12 protein-coding genes are annotated in these 17409 nt (G+C 64.1%); 3 read left to right on the top strand and 9 right to left on the bottom strand.

The features are described from left to right. Window positions 1–7 precede the first annotated feature (7 nt). Window positions 8–4111 (bottom strand): cation-translocating P-type ATPase, encoded by a 4104-nt coding sequence (locus tag G4D79_RS15005; protein ID WP_099697872.1) that lies wholly within the window; start codon window positions 4109–4111, stop codon window positions 8–10. Beyond that, on the bottom strand, window positions 4111–4536 hold the full coding sequence (locus G4D79_RS15000; RefSeq protein ID WP_050656660.1) for a hypothetical protein: 426 nt from the start codon (window positions 4534–4536) through the stop codon (window positions 4111–4113). Before G4D79_RS15000 ends, G4D79_RS15005 begins: the two co-directional genes overlap by 1 nt. A gap of 183 nt (window positions 4537–4719) precedes the next feature. Here G4D79_RS15000 and G4D79_RS14995 point away from each other — a divergent pair, with 183 nt between their 5' ends. Continuing rightward, on the top strand, window positions 4720–5667 hold the full coding sequence (locus tag G4D79_RS14995; RefSeq protein ID WP_007732210.1) for an aldo/keto reductase: 948 nt from the start codon (window positions 4720–4722) through the stop codon (window positions 5665–5667). Window positions 5668–5669: 2 nt separating this feature from the next. Here G4D79_RS14995 and G4D79_RS14990 read toward each other — a convergent pair whose 3' ends face one another. Both G4D79_RS14990 and G4D79_RS14985 read right to left on the bottom strand, forming a co-directional pair. Then, window positions 5670–6440 (bottom strand): hypothetical protein, encoded by a 771-nt coding sequence (locus tag G4D79_RS14990; protein WP_003945109.1) that lies wholly within the window; start codon window positions 6438–6440, stop codon window positions 5670–5672. A gap of 136 nt (window positions 6441–6576) precedes the next feature. Further along, window positions 6577–7806 (bottom strand): hypothetical protein, encoded by a 1230-nt coding sequence (locus G4D79_RS14985; protein WP_099697871.1) that lies wholly within the window; start codon window positions 7804–7806, stop codon window positions 6577–6579. A 104-nt stretch (window positions 7807–7910) separates the two neighbouring features. Between G4D79_RS14985 and G4D79_RS14980 the strand changes: the two genes are divergently transcribed. Beyond that, the gene (locus tag G4D79_RS14980) at window positions 7911–9257 is read left to right on the top strand and encodes a DUF5691 domain-containing protein (protein ID WP_099697870.1); all 1347 of its coding nucleotides are present in this window, start codon (window positions 7911–7913) and stop codon (window positions 9255–9257) included. A gap of 58 nt (window positions 9258–9315) precedes the next feature. Here the strand turns inward: G4D79_RS14980 and G4D79_RS14975 are convergent, their stop codons facing one another. The 5 genes from G4D79_RS14975 to G4D79_RS14955 all read right to left on the bottom strand — a co-directional run bounded on the left by G4D79_RS14975 (window position 9316) and on the right by G4D79_RS14955 (window position 15565). Then, a complete protein-coding gene (locus G4D79_RS14975) occupies window positions 9316–10446 on the bottom strand; it encodes an acyl-CoA dehydrogenase family protein (protein ID WP_099697869.1) in 1131 nt (376 codons plus the stop codon). An 8-nt stretch (window positions 10447–10454) separates the two neighbouring features. Continuing rightward, window positions 10455–11630 (bottom strand): acyl-CoA dehydrogenase family protein, encoded by a 1176-nt coding sequence (locus G4D79_RS14970; protein ID WP_007736177.1) that lies wholly within the window; start codon window positions 11628–11630, stop codon window positions 10455–10457. 107 nt (window positions 11631–11737) lie between these two features. Next, the gene (locus G4D79_RS14965; RefSeq protein WP_030536910.1) at window positions 11738–12184 is read right to left on the bottom strand and encodes a hypothetical protein; all 447 of its coding nucleotides are present in this window, start codon (window positions 12182–12184) and stop codon (window positions 11738–11740) included. 68 nt (window positions 12185–12252) lie between these two features. Beyond that, window positions 12253–14787, bottom strand: coding sequence for an ABC transporter permease (locus G4D79_RS14960; RefSeq protein ID WP_019749299.1), 2535 nt, complete (start codon window positions 14785–14787; stop codon window positions 12253–12255). 4 nt (window positions 14788–14791) lie between these two features. Then, window positions 14792–15565, bottom strand: a complete 774-nt coding sequence (locus G4D79_RS14955; RefSeq protein WP_003945134.1) for an ABC transporter ATP-binding protein — start codon at window positions 15563–15565, stop codon at window positions 14792–14794. A 262-nt stretch (window positions 15566–15827) separates the two neighbouring features. On the opposite strand from G4D79_RS14955, the gene G4D79_RS14950 reads away from it, so the two are divergent. Further along, the gene (locus tag G4D79_RS14950) at window positions 15828–17390 is read left to right on the top strand and encodes a long-chain-fatty-acid--CoA ligase (protein ID WP_099697868.1); all 1563 of its coding nucleotides are present in this window, start codon (window positions 15828–15830) and stop codon (window positions 17388–17390) included. Window positions 17391–17409 lie beyond the last annotated feature (19 nt).

Genomic DNA, 17409 nt, shown 5'->3' with positions numbered 1-17409 from the left:
CGATTCCTCAGGATTCATCTCGGGTCGCCCGGGAGTTCGGCGACGTGTCACTTCCAGCAGCGACGCTCACAAGCGTGTCCGATTCACCGGTTTCCGCTTCTTTGATTTCCACGTCGCTGATTTCCACGCTGTCGCGGGCGCTGACTCCCCCGGTTCGGGAGGTGTACGCAGTGCTCGTTCGCGTCGGGATCTTGCGAATCGTCGATTGACTGTTCGCGTTCTCCTCAGTTGCGGCAATCCGCTCCAACACCCGCGGAGCCAGCGCCGCGAGCAGCGTCGCCGCCGACGCGCAGCCCACCGCTTGGCCCCAGGCGATGGGACCAAGCGGCGTGCAACCGAGAAATTGGCTCACCACGGGTGTGCTGACGAGCGTCGCCAGCGCCGCAGCGGATCCGGCAACGGTTGCGACCACCAGCGGACTGCGTGATTCGAGCAGCGTCTGCCCCAGTTGGGTGCCCACCAGGGCAACCAACGCCACCGTCGACGCTCGCCGCCTCCTACCGCTCGCCCGGGCCAGAAGCCACGCTGCCAGCGCACCGATTGCCGTGGCACCGCCGCGGACAGCGATCGTCTGCCACAACGCATGAGCGTCCATCTGTTCGGACTTCTCGGATCCGTTCTCGGACGGGGTGCTCACCGCAAGCGCAGCAGCGGGCAAGGCGTCCGTCATCAGATTGACCAGTAGCAACTGCCTTGCGTTGAGCGGTGATTCGCCGGACAACGCAGAACCGATCAGCGCGAATGCGACTTCACCCGCGTTGCCTCCGAGCAAAACCCCTACCGCTGATCTGACCCGCCGCCACAATTGACTGCCCTCGTCCAATGCGTCGGTCAGTCCGCCGACACGGCCGTCGAGGAGCACGATGTCTGCGGCGCCGCGCGCCGGATCACTGTCGGTCGACGCCACCCCGATTCCCACGCTGGAAACTCGGATCGCCGCAGCATCGTTCGCGCCGTCACCGACCATGGCGCACACCCGCCCGTCGGTCTCCAACGCTTGCACGATCTCGACCTTCTGCTCGGGTGTCACGCGCGCAAAGACGCTGCTGCCGCGGACCGCATCCCGTCTTTCGGCGCGAGAGAAGTTCTCCCAGTCAGGACCGGTGACAACATCCTCGCGTGCGACGTCCAACCCCAGTTCGGTGGCGACCGCGGCCGCTGTTGTCGGATGATCCCCGGTCAGCACGCGCACTTGCCGTCCGTCGCCTCGAAGTTCTCGAACAAGTTGCGTTGCTTCGGGTCTGAGCGTGTCCGAGAGTCCGAGAAGGCCGACCGCTTCCAACCCCTCGGAGCAACACTGTTCGAGAAATTGCGAGTCTTCGCCTGCGCGTCGCGCGTCGTGTTCCGACAACTCGCGCTGGGCGACGGCAACCACCCGCAGTCCGCGTCCGGCCATGCTTTGAACGTGCTTCGCCGACACAGCATTCGGATCTCGTCCTGCTTCGGTCACGAATTCCGGCGAACCTTTGAGTGCGATCCGCCTGCCGAGCAAAGCTGCCGAGTACGGCCGCCCCGACCTGAACGGAACGAGGTTGTTCGCCTCGACGTCACCGAAAACCGAAGCATCGTCCAGAGCTTGCTGGGCTGCATCGACGACGGCGGCATCCGTCGAATGAAACACGCGATCGTCGCGACTTCCCAGGGCACTGCGCGCCGCAACTTCCAGAATCTCGCTTTCGTCCCAGCCGTCGACGCGTTCGACCGCGGCCACCCGTAGCTTGTTCTCGCTGAGGGTTCCGGTCTTGTCGAAGCAGACCACGTCGACACGACCGAGCGCTTCTATCGATCGTGGCGCACGAACCAACACTCCTGCTGCAGTGAGCCTTCGCGCTGCGGCCTGCTGAGCTAGAGTGGCAACCAGAGGCAGCCCCTCCGGCACGGCAGCCACAGCTACGGCCACACCTCCGGTGACGGCGCGGCGCAGACCGGTACCACGAAGCAGACCCGCGACTGTCACCAACGCCCCACCGCCGATACTGGCCGGCAGGGTCGCCCTCGTGAGTTCGCGAAGTCTGTTGGTCAGGCCCACAGCAGGTCCGGATCGGGACACACCGACATCGGCACGCCTGGTCACCGTTCGGGCTCCGAGGGCCGTGACCACGCCACGACCGGATCCGGCAAGCACTGTTGTCCCTGCGTAGGCCATGCACCGTCGCTCGGCCAGTGGCATCCCAGGGGTCGGGTCGGTCTGCTTGTCGACGGGCAGGGACTCTCCCGTCAACGACGACTCGTCGACTTCCAGCGATTCGACGCTCAACAGGCGACAATCTGCGGGCACGATGTCCCCGGACTCGATTGCCACGACGTCACCGAGTTCGAGCGCGTCGGCCGCTGTCTCGACCGTGCCGTCGTTGGTTACTCGCCGAGCTACCGGTTCCTGAGTCCGCAAGAGCCGCTGCACCGCCCGCTCCGAATGAAGCCGTTGAACAGCGGACATCGCAGCATTGCCGACCAAGACCGAGCCGACCAGGACGGCGTCTACCGGTGAACCGAGGACTGCACTGGCAGCGGAGCCGGTCGCCAACACAGGCGTCAGTGGATCCGCCAATTCTGTTCGCAACGCCGACAATCCGTCACGGATCAACCTGAACCGTGCGGGCGCTCGCACACGAGCTTCCGCACGGTGCGGTGTATGTCGGATGGATTCGGATAGTTCGCGAACGACAGCATCACCGTCCATTTCATGCCAGGTATCGCTCGGAGTACCGACAGGGACGGGCGCTTGAATCACAGATCGGGACAAGGTGTATCCGGTCCACAGTCCCGCGGCCGAACCAGCTGTGATCGGCCCCGGCCCAGCCCCTCGAACTCCCGGAAGCATGATCAAGGCACCCAATGCCGAAGAACCTGAGGAGAGTTCGACACCGCGCCTCGTCGCTGTTCGAGCAGCCGGGAGCGCATGGACAACCCGCCACGCCCCGGCCAAGTCGGTGTGGATGTCGGCACTCACGTGCTCGCCACTCGGTGGTGAAATCCCGATGCGTAGCACTGCCTGTCCCGATATCGCCCTACTCGACACGATCGCAACTGTCCGACCCTCGGCCACCAACGCCGAGAGAGCCTCGCGCAGGCCGGCTTCGGCAGTCGATTGCGCCGGATAGAGCTCGTCGAATCCACTTCGCAGTGATCCGAGCCCGTCGTCGTCGATCGTGACGGCTGCGACCCCGCTCGCGCGTATTTCGCCTATCAGTGATTCCGCCAACCCTTTTCGCACCGGTCTTACGACAACTTCGGCGCCGTCGATGCGGTGTCTTCCGACCGGGAGCGAGCCGGCGTCAAGCGCTTCCCTGGCATGTGCCCACACCACGACGCGGTCCGACTCGGACACCTCTCGTATGTCGGAAACCCGGAGCGCGTCGTCGAAAAGGACACTCGGATCGACGAGGACGGTATCGACACGATCGAGCATGCGTAGAGCCGCGGGGTCCGAAACGGCGACGTGGTGCGTCCGCCACAGACCGTATGACAAACCAGCAGCGAATGATTCGCGCGACATCCGAAGCGGTCGCGGCGCCGAAACCTTGATACTCGTCGCGACGGTGTCACCGCCGGCAGAGACGGTAGCCAGTGCAGCTCCGGCCGCCAGCTGAACCCCAGCGATCCTGTCTGCGTAACGCTCACCTGAGCCACTCGGTTCAGGCCTCGTGGAAGCACCGCGACCGCCAGGTTCGAATGACCACACCCGCCGAGAGTGTCGCGCCGCCAGAGTTTCGCGTAGCAGCATCGTCCGCAGCCCGAAATCCACGCCCAATGACGCAGGCGCATAGGTCAGAACGTCCGCGAACGACGTCGCCGACTCCAATGCGAAGTCGGTGAGCGAACGGCCAAGGCGCTGTTCGATTCGCCGACGCACCCGGGGTTGATAATTGATCGCCGACGCGGCCGCCGAGACATAGGCGGAACCTGGGATTCGCGGGGCACCGAATATCGATCCCGCTGCTGCAGGAATCATCCCCACACCCGCCAACGCGAGGGGGCCGGTCCGCAACGCCACGTCACTGACAGCGGTTCGCGGAATCGTCGAACCGCCCACCAACGCGAGTCCCGACAACGCCAGGCGCGGCGGCAAAGTTGCCACCGACACCGCACGCCGGGCCATCGCTGAGAACATCAGTGAGTGGATCGAGTGTGCGAAGAACTGTGAGTTCGATCCTGTGACCGGCCGGCCGCCTTGTGGGAGTTTCCGCTCGATTCCTTCTTTACCTGTTCTGGCTTGCTCGTGCGGCCAACCGCCTTGACCTCGCGATCCGTCCGACCGCTCTTGCGATCCCATTCGTGGAGTACCAGGGCCGTGCCGCCGACTGCCAAGATCACCGGCCATTCCACCAATCCCGCCGCACCCACGGCCGCCATCGTGAGAACCGCCGTCGGCGTCGAGGAACTACCCGCACGAATTCCGTCTCGGACACCCTCCGCCGATCCGCGTATCCCGCCCGTCACTCCACCGATCACTCCACCACCGACGGCTCCGGCCACCGTCGTCGTTGCGTCTGCCACCCCACGAACGACGCGGGTGGCTTCGTCCACAATCATCATCGGACGCTCCTATCAGCAGTCCATCGAAGAATTCAGTATTTGAGGCCATACCCAACGCTGACGGCGGCAATCACGATCCGATACATTTTTCGGCGAACCTGGCGAGGGCGCGCCATCGCCAGCGCCGTGAGAGGGTACGGTGCGGGATGCAGCGACCACCTTCATCGACGGGAGTTCCACACAGTGGCGATCATCGGAAATTCGGACCTCGACATCTTCCGACTTAGCTTGGGCGGCAACCCTTTCGGATGGACAGCAGACGAGAAGACGTCCTTCGAGATCCTCGACTCGTTCGCCGAAGCCGGTGCAAACTTCATCGACACCTCCGACTCGTACACAGCGTCGGCTCCCGGCAATTCCGGCGGGGAATCCGAAACGATCATCGGGAAATGGATCACCGATCGGGGACTGCAGAACGACATCGTCGTCGCCACCAAGGTGGGTAGCCATCCCGATTTCAAGGGCCTGAAGGCCGACAACATCGCGGCCGCAGCTGAGGCGTCGCTGCAGCGCCTGCAGACGGACTGCATCGATCTGTACTACGCGCATTTCGACGACCCGCAGACTCCGCTCGAGGAAACTCTCGAAGCCTTCAATGCGTTGGTCGTCGCGGGCAAGGTTCGCTATCTCGGAATCTCCAACTACAGCCCCGACCGCGTCCGGGAGTGGCTGCGGATCACCGAGGAGAACGGTTACGCCGCGCCCATCGCGCTGCAACCGCACTACAACCTGGTTCACCGCAAGTCGTACGAACCCGAACTTGCCCAGATCGCCACCGACAACAACATCAGCGTCTTCCCGTACTTCGCTCTCGCTTCCGGCTTCCTGACCGGAAAATACAAGACCCGCGCGGACATCGAAGGCAGCTCCCGCGAACGACTGACGGCCGGATACTTCAGCGACGCCGGACTCGACGTCGTCGCGGAACTGGCGACAATCGCGCAGGCACACGACAGCGAGATCTCGACCGTCGCGCTGGCCTGGCTGCTGACTCGACCGGGCATCACCGCACCGATCGCGAGCGTCAGCCGGCCCGAGCAGCTCCCGGCGCTACTGGACGCCCCGAATCTGGTGCTCTCGTCGAATGAACTGGACACTCTCGAACGGGTGTCGGCGGCAGTCGGAGCCTGAGATCAGGCAGTTTTGAGATGAGCGCCGAGGGCCGTGTTGTTGATCGTCCAGAACGACCAACCGTCATGGCTCTCGGTGTCGCCTGAGATGTGACCGGTGACGGCATTTGCGGCCGCGGTCGGATCTGGGAATCGGCGGCCTTCCATCGGTCCGCGCATGATCTCGACGACCTCGGTGGTTTCGTCGAAGCGCCCGACCCAGCGATATCCGTGGCAATCGGCTGTCATCTCGAGGCGATTGTCGACGACTTCGATCTCCTCGACACCGCTGGCGCGACGCTTCTTCGCGGCGACTGGCGACGTCTTACGCTTGGTCGCAACCGGGGTCTCGACGTAAATGCTCGGATCCTTGACCGCGGCCAAGCCCAGCGCATCCCAACGATCGTGACCGTGCACGACGCGCCCACGCGGAATCGCGTGATGGCCGGTGCGATTACGTCCGGGGCTGTCCATGATCCACAGGTCGACCTCGGCGCGGATGTCGTCGGCGACCTCGTTGGAGGGCAACATGTAGAACTCGTGCGGATCTGCTGCCAGGTCGACGAACACCCAGAACTCGGAGCGGGTGTCGTCACTCTCGAGCGACTCGTCCTGACGCCTGGCCTGCCAGTCACCGTCGAGCTTGGACCGCACGCGGACGATTCGGCTGACACCGTCAGCGCCCGTCACCTCGACGGGATTACGACGTGAGTGCGTGAGACGGACAGCCTTGCCCCCACGCTGCGTAGCTTCGGAAATGAACGCATTGATGCCGCGGCTTGCGGTGTCTTCCATGATCGACCTGTCTCGAGCGGGTACGCCCGCATCACCGGATCGGCATCGGGGTCGAGCATTGAGCGAAATCCCGGCCTTTACTTCGATCGTGTGGCCGGTCAGTACCCCCGACCTTACAGCTCCGGCGACGGCCTGACTACGGCGCCCGACGCTCGTTCCCAGAGGTCAGCAGTGCAATGTCCCCGTAAAGCGCCGCCCGGTGAGCGAACATCAGCTCTTCCACACCGTCGAATTGATCCCCGACGTAGTGCGTGTTTGCAGCCGAAAGTTCACGTGATCCCGAGCGCGCAAGTAGGTCGTCGATCCGGCTGTCGAGGCTCGCTGCATGCGCAACCGCGCGCTGCGAACTCAACTGATCCTCGGCCCGTGCGACCAGGTCACCGATCCGCGCGAGGGCCGCGACGCGCTCGACCAGCTGGTCCCAGACCGCGCCGAGCGCTTCCCTGCGCGAAGCGATTCCGGCTCGGGTTCCCTCGTCGCGTGCCAGTGCAGCCGCGTCGTCCAACTCCGCAAGAATCGAACGCAGCGCGACGGTGTCGACCGCGATCTGGGTGATCTCGTCGGCCAGGTCGAGTTGGTTACGTTGAATGACGAAGTGGTCGGAATGCCACGCGCTGGAGCTTTCGATCCGGTCGAACAGATTCCCGGCGAGGTAAAGCAAGGCGTCGTACTCACCGGCGCGTCCCTCGGGTTCTGAATCGACCAGTCCGTCGAGGACTTCCGCGATGCGCCTTCCGGCATCGGCGATGACACCGGTTCCCTGGACCTTCCCGAACTGGGCGGCGAGTTTGTCGAGTGCTGCGTTTCCACTGCTGGCCACGACACCGAGCCCCACCGGCAGCTTGGCTGGAACCGGTGTACGGGTGAGCCCGGCAACGAGAGCCTCGCGTTGCTCGACGTCGAGATGCAGGCCGTCGCGCCGGTCCTTGCGGATGGCACGGACACTGCTCGCGAAGTGACGATTGGAATGCACGATCGCCGATCGCATCGACTGAACGCGCTTCTCGAGCGCCTGCACCCGTCGTTCGAGGACAACCTGAACAGGACCGATGCGAGTCGCGAGCAGTCGACGTCTGGTGCGGGCCAGCTCGTCGGTGAGATACCGCAACTCCGAGAAGCCGCCGATCTCCGGGAACGAACGTCCGACACTGCGCCGGTTCGCCAGGATCGATCGCGTCGACTCGTCCCCATACCCCCCGGCAATCAGCAGCGCGACATCATCGGACAACTCCGGCCGGTTCGACTCGACGGTTCCCGCCGCACACCACTCCCTCACTCGGGTGGAGATGAGCGTTCGCCGTTCGGTCACCGATGCCACGACAAAGACGTCGTCAGTTCCGTCTCTCATCTCACGGCCATCCGTCATCTCACGCCTCCTGCTGGGTGCCGGTTACCACTGTTCCAGAATCTGCCGACACGCGCCCGACCCCTGCGACCCAGCTCGACGCACCCCTGCCATACCGTAGGCGGGTGACCTCCCTGCGATCAGACGCGCACGCAGGTAACTCGCGCGCATCGAAGACTGATCCAGCAGTTCAACCGCTGCTTCCCGACCTCGCGATCGAACAACTTCAGTCCTTGTTGCAAGTACGTTCATGGACTCTCGCGGAATGGTTCGCGATGGCCGACCAACGCGGATTCCTCGCGCCCGCGGCCAGTGTCCCGCTCTTCATGGAAGCCGCGCTGAAGTATCCCGAGCACCGCGAGGCGCTACTTCGCCTCGCCGGTCGACGCGGGCAGTACCTGGCGGAGCAGAACCCGGATTGGGCCCAGCTACGACGAATCGGATCACGCCGGGACGAGCTGTGGCTTTCGCCCGATCCGGACGACCGTACGGCCTGGTTCGATTACATACGTACGGTCGACCCGGAACTGGCGAGCGAAGAGCTCGAGATCGCTTGGGACGACGAGGCCACGGCAAGCCGGCTGCACTTCCTCGACCATCTCGACGTCGGGCTGGGTGAACACGACTACGCGCTCCTCGAGCGTGCACTCGACGATCCAGCCGTGCGGGTCCGTGAGCGTGCAATTCAACTACTACGGCAACTCCCCCGATCTCCGTTTGCCTCTCGAATGGTCACTCGGGCTCGGTCCTGGGTGCGGCTCGAGACGAAGCCCTTGCGGCCGCGCCTTGCCGTCCGATTGCCCGGCTCGCTCGACGACCTCGCATTTCGTGACGGCATCGAAGACGTCCACTACAAGAACAAGGGCATCCGGCGCTGGTGGTTACGGCAAGTCGTGACCGCCACTCCGCTGACGCTGTGGGAATCTATGGCCGGTTCGCCACGCGAGGCCCTCACCATCCCCATCGAGAAGCAATGGCGCGCGGTGATGATCGAATCATGGATTGCCGCAACCGTTCTCCAGAAGAACACCGCGTGGGCGTCGGCATTTCTGGAGCGGGACGGGCGCACGACCGACCGGAGAATCGTCGCCATCGCGGACCCACGCGAGCGCGTCGAGTACATCGTTGCCGGCCACGCGGACGAGTACCTTCTGGGCGTCGACGGCAGCGCACTACTCGACGGCATCGACCGCCCATGGCCCCTGGCCGTCGCCGAAAAGTTGTTGAATGCCTTGGAGAACGAAGCGATGGAGCATGCTGTGACGGGTGAGGACTTGGGCATCCACTCGCGTCACAGTCACTTTTCCACCCTGCGAAGCGTGCAGGCGCGCTTCCCTTTCGACGCCGTACCGCTTCTGCAGGACGCGGCGGCCCGAACGAGTGACCCCGGGTGGCAACACGCATTCACCGACAGCGCCGTCAACATCGAGCAGCGCCGACTCCGCTTGGACGTCCTGCGCAATCACCGCTGAACGACGAAGGGGCCGCATCCTTGGAACGGAATGCGGCCCCTTCGTCGTTCGTGAAAGATCAGACCACGCTGACCATCTCGTGATCAGCCACACCGGCGGCCAACACCCGAAGGTGATCTTCGGTGCTGCCGAGGGTGTGCTCGATGGCGACGAGTCGGCTCACGTAGTGCCCCACCGGGTACTCTGCGGTCATACCGATACCACCATGCATCTGGATCGCCTCCTGGCCGATGAGCCGAGCCGAACGCCCGATCTGCAACTTCACCCGCGAAGCGATCACTGGATCGACGACGCCGTCGGCAAGGGACATCGTTGCGTACAGACTCATGCTGCGTGCCAACTCGAGCGAGACGTACAGGTCGGCGGCGCGGTGTGTCAGTGTCTGGAACTTTGCGAGGGGAACCCCGAATTGCTTACGCGTCTTGAGGTATTCGGTGGTCAGGCGTAGCGCCTCTTCCATCGCTCCGACAGCCTCGGCGCACAGCGCGGCCTGCTCACGGATCTGCGCGGCCTGGATCAGAGCAGTAGCGTCACCGCCCTCACCGAGTGCTTCGGCCGGCGTATCGGTGAACTCGATCTGCGCCCCGCGCAACCCGTCGTGAGTGGCGTAGGACTTGCGTACCAAACCGGAGGCATCGCTCTTGACGAGGAACAGTCCGACGCCACCGCCGGGGAGCGCAGCGCTCACGACCAAGATGTCCGCCGTCGCGCCGTGGCCGACGGGATTCTTGATACCGGTGATGGTCCAGCCGCCGTCGACCTGGGCCGCCGCGGTGGCCCGTTCGGTTGCCGGCCAACGGATTCCGGGTTCCTGGTCGGCGAACGCGAGGAACGTGGTGCCCTCGGCCACTCCGGGAAGAATCGACGAACGCTGCTCTGCACTGCCACCTTCGGAGATGAGGCCGCCCGGCGTCACGACCGCGTCGAGTAGTGGCTCGGGTGCCAAGCGTCGACCGATCTCGGTCATGACCGCGCCGATTTCCACTGGGCCGGCGTCCATGCCGCCGTCGTCCTCGGAGAATGTCAGGCCGAGCAAGCCGACCTCGGCCAACTGCTTCCAGACCTGCGGGCTCCACCCGGGATCGGAGTCGATGATCGTGTTGCGCTTCTCGGCGTCGTAGCTACGCGCGAGGAGATCCTTGGTGGTGTCGCGGAGAAGTTTTTGTTCGTCGTTGAGTTCGAAGTCCATGCCACGCCTCACAATCCGAGGATCGAGGAGGCGATGATGCTGCGCTGCACTTCGCTCGATCCGCTGTAGATGGATACCTTGCGGTAGTTCAGGTACGTCGGGGCAGTGTGCTGCGCCCAGCTCGCGGAGGCGATGTCGCTGCCCGCGTCGTACGGCAGTGAATCAGGGCCGGCCACGTCCATCAGCAGTTCGACGCTCGCCTGCTGCAATTCGGAGCCACGAAGCTTGAGCAGCGACGACGCCGGGTTCGGCTGGCCGTCAGCGGAACTGGCTACCACCCGGAGCTGAGTGAGCTCGAGGGCAAGCAATTCGTTTTCGAGTTCGGCGAGGCGAGCAGCGAAGAGCGGATCTTCGAGCAGTGTTCCGTTGCCGACCTTGACCTCGGCAGCGCGGGCCTTGGCCTGGGCCAGACGAACCTTCGAGAACCCGACGCGGGTGACACCGGTTCGCTCGTTGCCGAGCAGGAACTTGGCGTAGCCCCAGCCCTGGTTCTCTTCACCGACCAGGTTCTCTCCCGGAACGCGGACGTCCTCGAAGAACACTTCGTTGACCTCGTAGCCGCCGTCGATCAGCTTGATCGGGCGGACCGTGACGCCAGGCGTCTTCAGATCGACAAGGATGAACGAGATGCCGGCCTGACGCTTGGGCGCATCGGGATTGGTGCGCACCAGGCAGAAGATCCAGTCGGCGTACTGTCCCAGCGTCGTCCAGGTCTTCTGACCATTGATGACCCAGTCGTCGCCGTCGCGGACCGCACGGGTCTTGAGCGAAGCGAGATCGGAACCGGCCTCGGGTTCGGAGAATCCCTGGCACCACCAGATGTCGAGGTTCGCAGTCGCCGGAAGGAACTTCTCCTTCTGCTCCTGCGAGCCGAAGGCCGCGATGACCGGACCGACCATGTTGGCGTTGAACGCCAAAGGTTCGGGAACCGACGCAAGCTGCAGTTCGTCGAGCCAGATGTTGTGCTGGACCGGGGTCCAGTCCTTGCCGCCCCACTCGACCGGCCAGTGCGGTACCGCCAGACCGTGAGCGTTGAGGATCTGCTGCGCCTCGACCATACGGTCGCGCCCCAACTCCTCGCCGTGGGCGTACGCCTCCCTGATGTCCGCGGGGATTTGCGTACGGAAGAACGTCCGCATCTCGTCGCGGAACGCTAGTTCCTCGTCGGTCAATGCCAGGTTCATCGGGATTCCTTCGCACTCGAAACCGGATTCATGTTCGGTTCGACCGTACCCCGACAGCTATGGAGGCGGAACAGGTACCGCAAAAGACGGCACTCAGGGCCGACCTCCTACACGGTTTTCAGGACCAACAGGTAACCCCCGCCCGCGGCGTCGATACTTGTTTCGACATTCAACGCGGGAGCCAGACGCGACAACCGATCGATCAACCAATCCGACGCTTCCTGGGCGTCGTCCTTGCCGGGGCAGCGAGCGACGGCGACGCGGCCACCCTTTCGCTCGAGCTGCTCCACGACCCCGACGATCGGAGCGGGATCCACGACGAACAGCCGATCCGGCCATTCCACAACAGGTTTGACCGCACCCTTCTTGGTGTTGCATGCGCGGTGCGCCAAGCGTTCGACGCCACCTTTGGTCTTGCCACCCTTTTTTGCGGTGTTGATGCTGTCGATACTCGGGCCGCGCGGATCATTGACGGACATGTCGGGATCGACCGGTTCGTCACACAGCCAGCAGCGCCAGGATTCACGTTCGCCGACTTCTTGAAGGGTGCTCATGTGGCAACGGTACCGTGCGCACTTTCGGCTGCTTCCGCTACCAAAAGTGCGCACGGGGGCCGAAGGCCCTACATGTCTGCAATCGCCTCGAGCGGCTTCGTCTTGGCCGCTCGGTTGGCCGGCCACAGCGCCGCCAAGACACCCACCACACCCGAGCCGATCAGCATTCCGACCACCTGACCCCACGGGATCGTGATCTTGTCGAGGCCCTGATCCGCGAGAGTGCTCACGAAGGCCCAACCGAACGCGATGCCGAGAACAACTCCGACCGCCGCGCCGTACACCGCGATGAGGACCGACTCGAGGTAGATCGTGCGTCGCATCTGTCCTCGCTGCATGCCGACAGCTCGCAGCATTCCGATTTCTCGTCGCCGCTCGACCACCGAGAGTGCCAGGGTGTTGATGATGCCCAGGATTGCGATCACGACCGCGAGTGCAAGCAGTCCGTAGAGGATCGCCAACAACGTGTTGATCTGCTGGCCCTGAGTTCCCTTGAACTCCTCACGATCCTGCACCTGGACGACGACGTACTTCTCCGTGGCCGTTTCGAGCTCGGATCGCAGCGTTGTCAGATCCGCGCCAGGCTTCGCCTTCACCAGCACCACGAAGTCCGGCAGACTCTCGGCCGGCATCAGCTTCCTGTACGCCTCGTCCGAGACGATCCACGAGCCGATCAGCTGGTTGTCCTCGAACACTCCCGCGACAACGGTCTGGTACTCGACGCCGCCAGGACCGGTCAACGTCTGGGTCGAGCCCACAGTCCAGCCCTTGTCATCCGCAGTCGACTTCGAGACGAGCATGTTGTTGCCGGTCAGATCGACCGTGCCCTCGAGGATCTTGTACTCGAGCACGCCTTCGATCGGGCCGTCGAACGAAGCGCCCTGCTCGTCCTCACCGTCGACCTTCGCACGCACTCCGTGCAACGACGTCGCGCTCTGCACATCGGGCACTTGTCGGACCGCGTCGGCCGCACCTCGCGGCACGCCGATCGCGTTGGGACCGGTCAGGATGTAGTCGGCCGAAACACCCACGTCGACAAGAGCATTGATGCTCGCCTTGGCCGAGGAACCGAACACTCCGATGACCGTCACCAGCATCAGACCGAGAGTCAACGCGAATGCCGTTGCGGCCGTGCGACGGGGATTGCGCACCGCATTGGTACGAGCCAATCGCCCGATGGCACCGAACGGCTTGGCGAACACGGCACCGAGCGCGCCGACGATCGGCCGCGACAGCGCGGGAGCCCCGAGAAGCACCGCGATGATCAACGAGAACGCACCGAGGCCTACGATCAGCGCCGCGCCGCCGCCGGTACCGCGAGAGCCGAACACGAGCAGTGCCACACCGATCACGCCGAGAATCGCACCGATCAACGTCCGCACTCGCAGTGAGTCGCCGGTGGAGGCGAACTCCTCACGCATGGCCGCCACCGGCGGGATCTTCGACGCACGACGAGCCGGGGCGTAGGCGCTGAGCGTCGTGACGACGACGCCGACCACCAACGCGACGATGATCGTGCGGGCACCCACCTGGAGCGGGCCTTCCGGCAGACCGACGTCGAATGTGTTGAGCAGACTGCGCAATCCGTAGGCGAGACCGATACCGCCGAGCAGACCGATGATGCTGCCGATGAGTCCGACCACGAGCGCCTCGGTGACCACCGAACGGCCGACCTGCGCTCGGCTCGCACCGATCGCACGCAGCAGCGCCAGCTCACGAAGACGCTGCGCCACGATCATCGAGAAGGTGTTGTAGATGATGAACGTTCCGACGAGCAGAGCAATCGCGCCGAACGCCAACAGGAAGTAGTTGATGAAGCTCAGCGCCGAGTCGACCTCGGCCTTGGTCTCCTCACGAACCTGGTCGCCGGTCTGCACCTTGAGATCGGGGAAAACCTGCTCGACGCGTTGCTGCAGTTCCGTCTGCGACACCCCGTCGCCGGCGACGTCGATGTACTCGACGTGTTGGCCGTCGGTGAAGAGTCCACGGGCCTGCTCGTCGGTGAAGAGCGCGCCGATGAACCCGCCGGTGTCACTGCCCGCCCCCTCGTAGATACCGGACAACGTCACGTCCACGATTCCGCGGGCCGGTGCCAGAACCTTGGCGGAGTCCCCCACCTTCAGTCCGGCTCGCTCGGCGGCGCTGGTGTTCAGCGCGACCTGACCGGTCTGCGTCGGAGGCGCGCCCTCGACGAAGGTGTCGGGTTCGGCAATCGCCTGGCCCGGCGGTAGGTAGGACTGACCGATACTCGGCGCGCCGCCGGTCTGAACAGCGCCGCCGTCTGCGTTGATCAGGACGATCTGTCCACTGACGGCCGGGGCTACCGCTCGGACACCGTCGACTGCGGCAAGTTTGTCGACATCCTCGACCGGAACGCCACTGGTGTTGCGCTCTTCCATCGATACCCGGACGTCGACGCCCTGGGCGGTGTTCTCGAAGATCGAATCGAAAGTCTTCTGGAGGGTGTCGGTGAAAACGAACGACCCCGCGACAAAAGCCGTGCCGAGCACCACGGAGAGAACCGTCAGCGCAAGTCGCACCTTGTGTGCCGCCAGGTTGCGCAGGGAAACCTTGCGCATCGGCGAGTTACTTACCGAAGCCATGTGCTCAAGCCCCGGCTTCCACGTTCACGACCGCCTGCGGAGCGTCGAGCCGCTTCATACGATCAAGGACCGAATCCGCCGTCGGCTCACGCAATTCGTCGACGATCTTGCCGTCCGCGAGGAACACGACTCGATCGGCGTACGCCGCTGCCCGCGGATCGTGCGTCACGATCACCACGGTCTGGTTGAACTCGTCCACGGCCGCCCGCAGGATCGAGAGCACCTCCCCGGAGGACTTCGAATCGAGGTTTCCGGTCGGCTCGTCGCCGAAGATGATCTCCGGCTGACCCGCCAGCGCACGCGCACACGCCACACGCTGCTGCTGACCACCCGAGAGCTCTCCCGGCCGGTGATCGAGGCGATCCCCGAGACCCAGCTTGGTCAGGACGCTGTTCAGCCAGGTCGGGTCCGCTTTGCGTCCCGCGATGTCGAGCGGCAACGTGATGTTCTCGAGCGCCGTCAGGGTCGGCACCAGGTTGAACGCCTGGAAAACGAAACCGATGCGATCGCGTCGCAATTGGGTCATCTGTTTGTCGGAAAGCGTCGTGAGTTCCGTGTCACCGATGAGAACGGAACCCGAACTGGCGGAATCCAGACCGGCGAGGCAATGCATCAGCGTCGACTTACCGGAACCGGACGGCCCCATGATCGCCGTGAACTCACCGCGGGCGAAATCTGCGGACACCGAACTGAGGGCGTGCACCTGGGTATCTCCGGTGCCGTAGGTCTTGGACAGGCCGACTGCGCGGGCCGCGACATCCTGGGCGTGCGAACTCATGATCGCCTTTCCTGTTCACTTCGGTGCTACTTTGCGGGCGTGACGGGCGCCCGTGAAAACCCGGACGCCCGCAATGGTTGGTTCCATCCTGTCGGGTGGCGGGCGCGCCCGCCATCGGGGACCACCCTGATATCTGCGGCCGAGCCGGTCAGGGTCGGGGGAATGCGACCCCTCCTGCTTGTGCGCATTGACTGGAAACAGCGATACGAAGACCGGGCGCACATTAACCTTGTGACACCAATCACACGAGAGAGGCGGCCGAATGTCCGACGCCACCGCTGGAATCATTTTCGATCGGCTAGAGCACTGGGCGACGGTCAAGCCTGATCAAGCAGCGATGACCTTCCAAGGGACCGAATTCACGTGGGCTCAGTGGCGGGACCGCATCTTGCGTATCGCCGCCGCCCTCGCCGAATCAGGCATCGGTGCCGGCGACACTGTCGCGTTCGTCGACAAGAATCATCTGTCCTGTCTCGAAGTCACCTACGCCGCCTCACTGCTCGGCGCCGCGAATGTCGTTCCCAACTGGCGACTTTCGAGCGAAGAGCTGGATTACGTCCTCGCGGACTGTGGCGCTCGCATTCTGTTCGTCGGCAGCGAACTACTCCCCCAGGTCGTCGCCATGCGAGACCGCTTGACGGCCGTCGAATCGATCTTCGCCGTCGGCGGTGAACACGACGAATTCGAGCCGTGGATCGACGAGGTCACACCGCTGCACTCCCGCCCCGAGGTGAGCCCCGATGCCACCGCTCTGGTTCTCTACAGTTCCGGGACGACCGGTCGCCCCAAAGGTGTCCAGCTCACGCATCGAAACCTGTTCGCGCACAGCAACAATGTCCTCGAAATCCTGCCGGCCCACGAGGATCACCGATTCTTGATCGCGATGCCGATGTTCCACGTCGGCGGAACGTGCTACGCCATCATGGCAATTCACACCGGTGGCCGCTGTTACTTCACGAGAGAAGCCGACGGACCGTCGATCTTCGCCGGTCTCGCCGCCGGAGCCAACATCGCCTTTCTCGTCCCACCGGTCATTGCCGGAGTCCTGGCCGCAGGCGAGCAGGCGGTCGCCGCCTTCAAAGCATTCAAACGCATCACCTACGGCGCCGCCCCCATGCCGCTCCCACTGTTGCGCGCGGCACTCGCAGCGTGGCCGGACACCGAATTCGTGCAGGTCTACGGCATGACCGAAATGGCAGGCGTCATTACCGCGTTGATGCCGGACGTTCACCGCGACGAGTCGCAGGTCGAGCGCATGGCATCAGCAGGTACGGCGATCCCCGGCGTCGAGATGCGCGTGGTGGACCCCGTCACGCTCGCGGACGTGCCCACCGGAACGACCGGTGAACTGTGGTGGCGATCCGAACAGTGCACACCCGGATACCTGGGCAAGCCTGAGGCGACGGCCGAAACGATTACCGCAGACGGGTGGCTACGTAGCGGCGACATGGGCCGCGCCGACTCCGGCGGCTTCGTCTTCATCGAGGACCGCCTCAAGGACATGATCATCACCGGCGGCGAGAACGTCTACTCCCCCGAGATCGAACGAGTACTGGTGGAGCATCCGGCAATCGCCGAGGTCGCGGTCATCGGCGTTCCCGACGACCGTTGGGGTGAAACCGTCAAGGCTGTCGTGGTTCTCACTGCCGAAGCGCAGATCGACGAAGCCGAACTGATCACCTATACACAGGAACGCCTCGCAAAGTTCAAGTGCCCGACCAGTATCGACGTCGTCGAGATTCTTCCCCGCAATCCCACCGGAAAGATCCTCAAACGCGACCTCCGCAAACCGTACTGGGACAACCGCGAACACAAACTGGTCTGAGTTCGCGTGCTGTAATGGG

The organism is Rhodococcus sp. WY5 (assembly GCF_018588185.1).
GTDB lineage: Bacteria > Actinomycetota > Actinomycetes > Mycobacteriales > Mycobacteriaceae > Rhodococcus_F > Rhodococcus_F qingshengii.
Note: the sequence above shows the minus strand (reverse complement) of the source record. Positions and strands in the feature narration are given on the sequence as shown.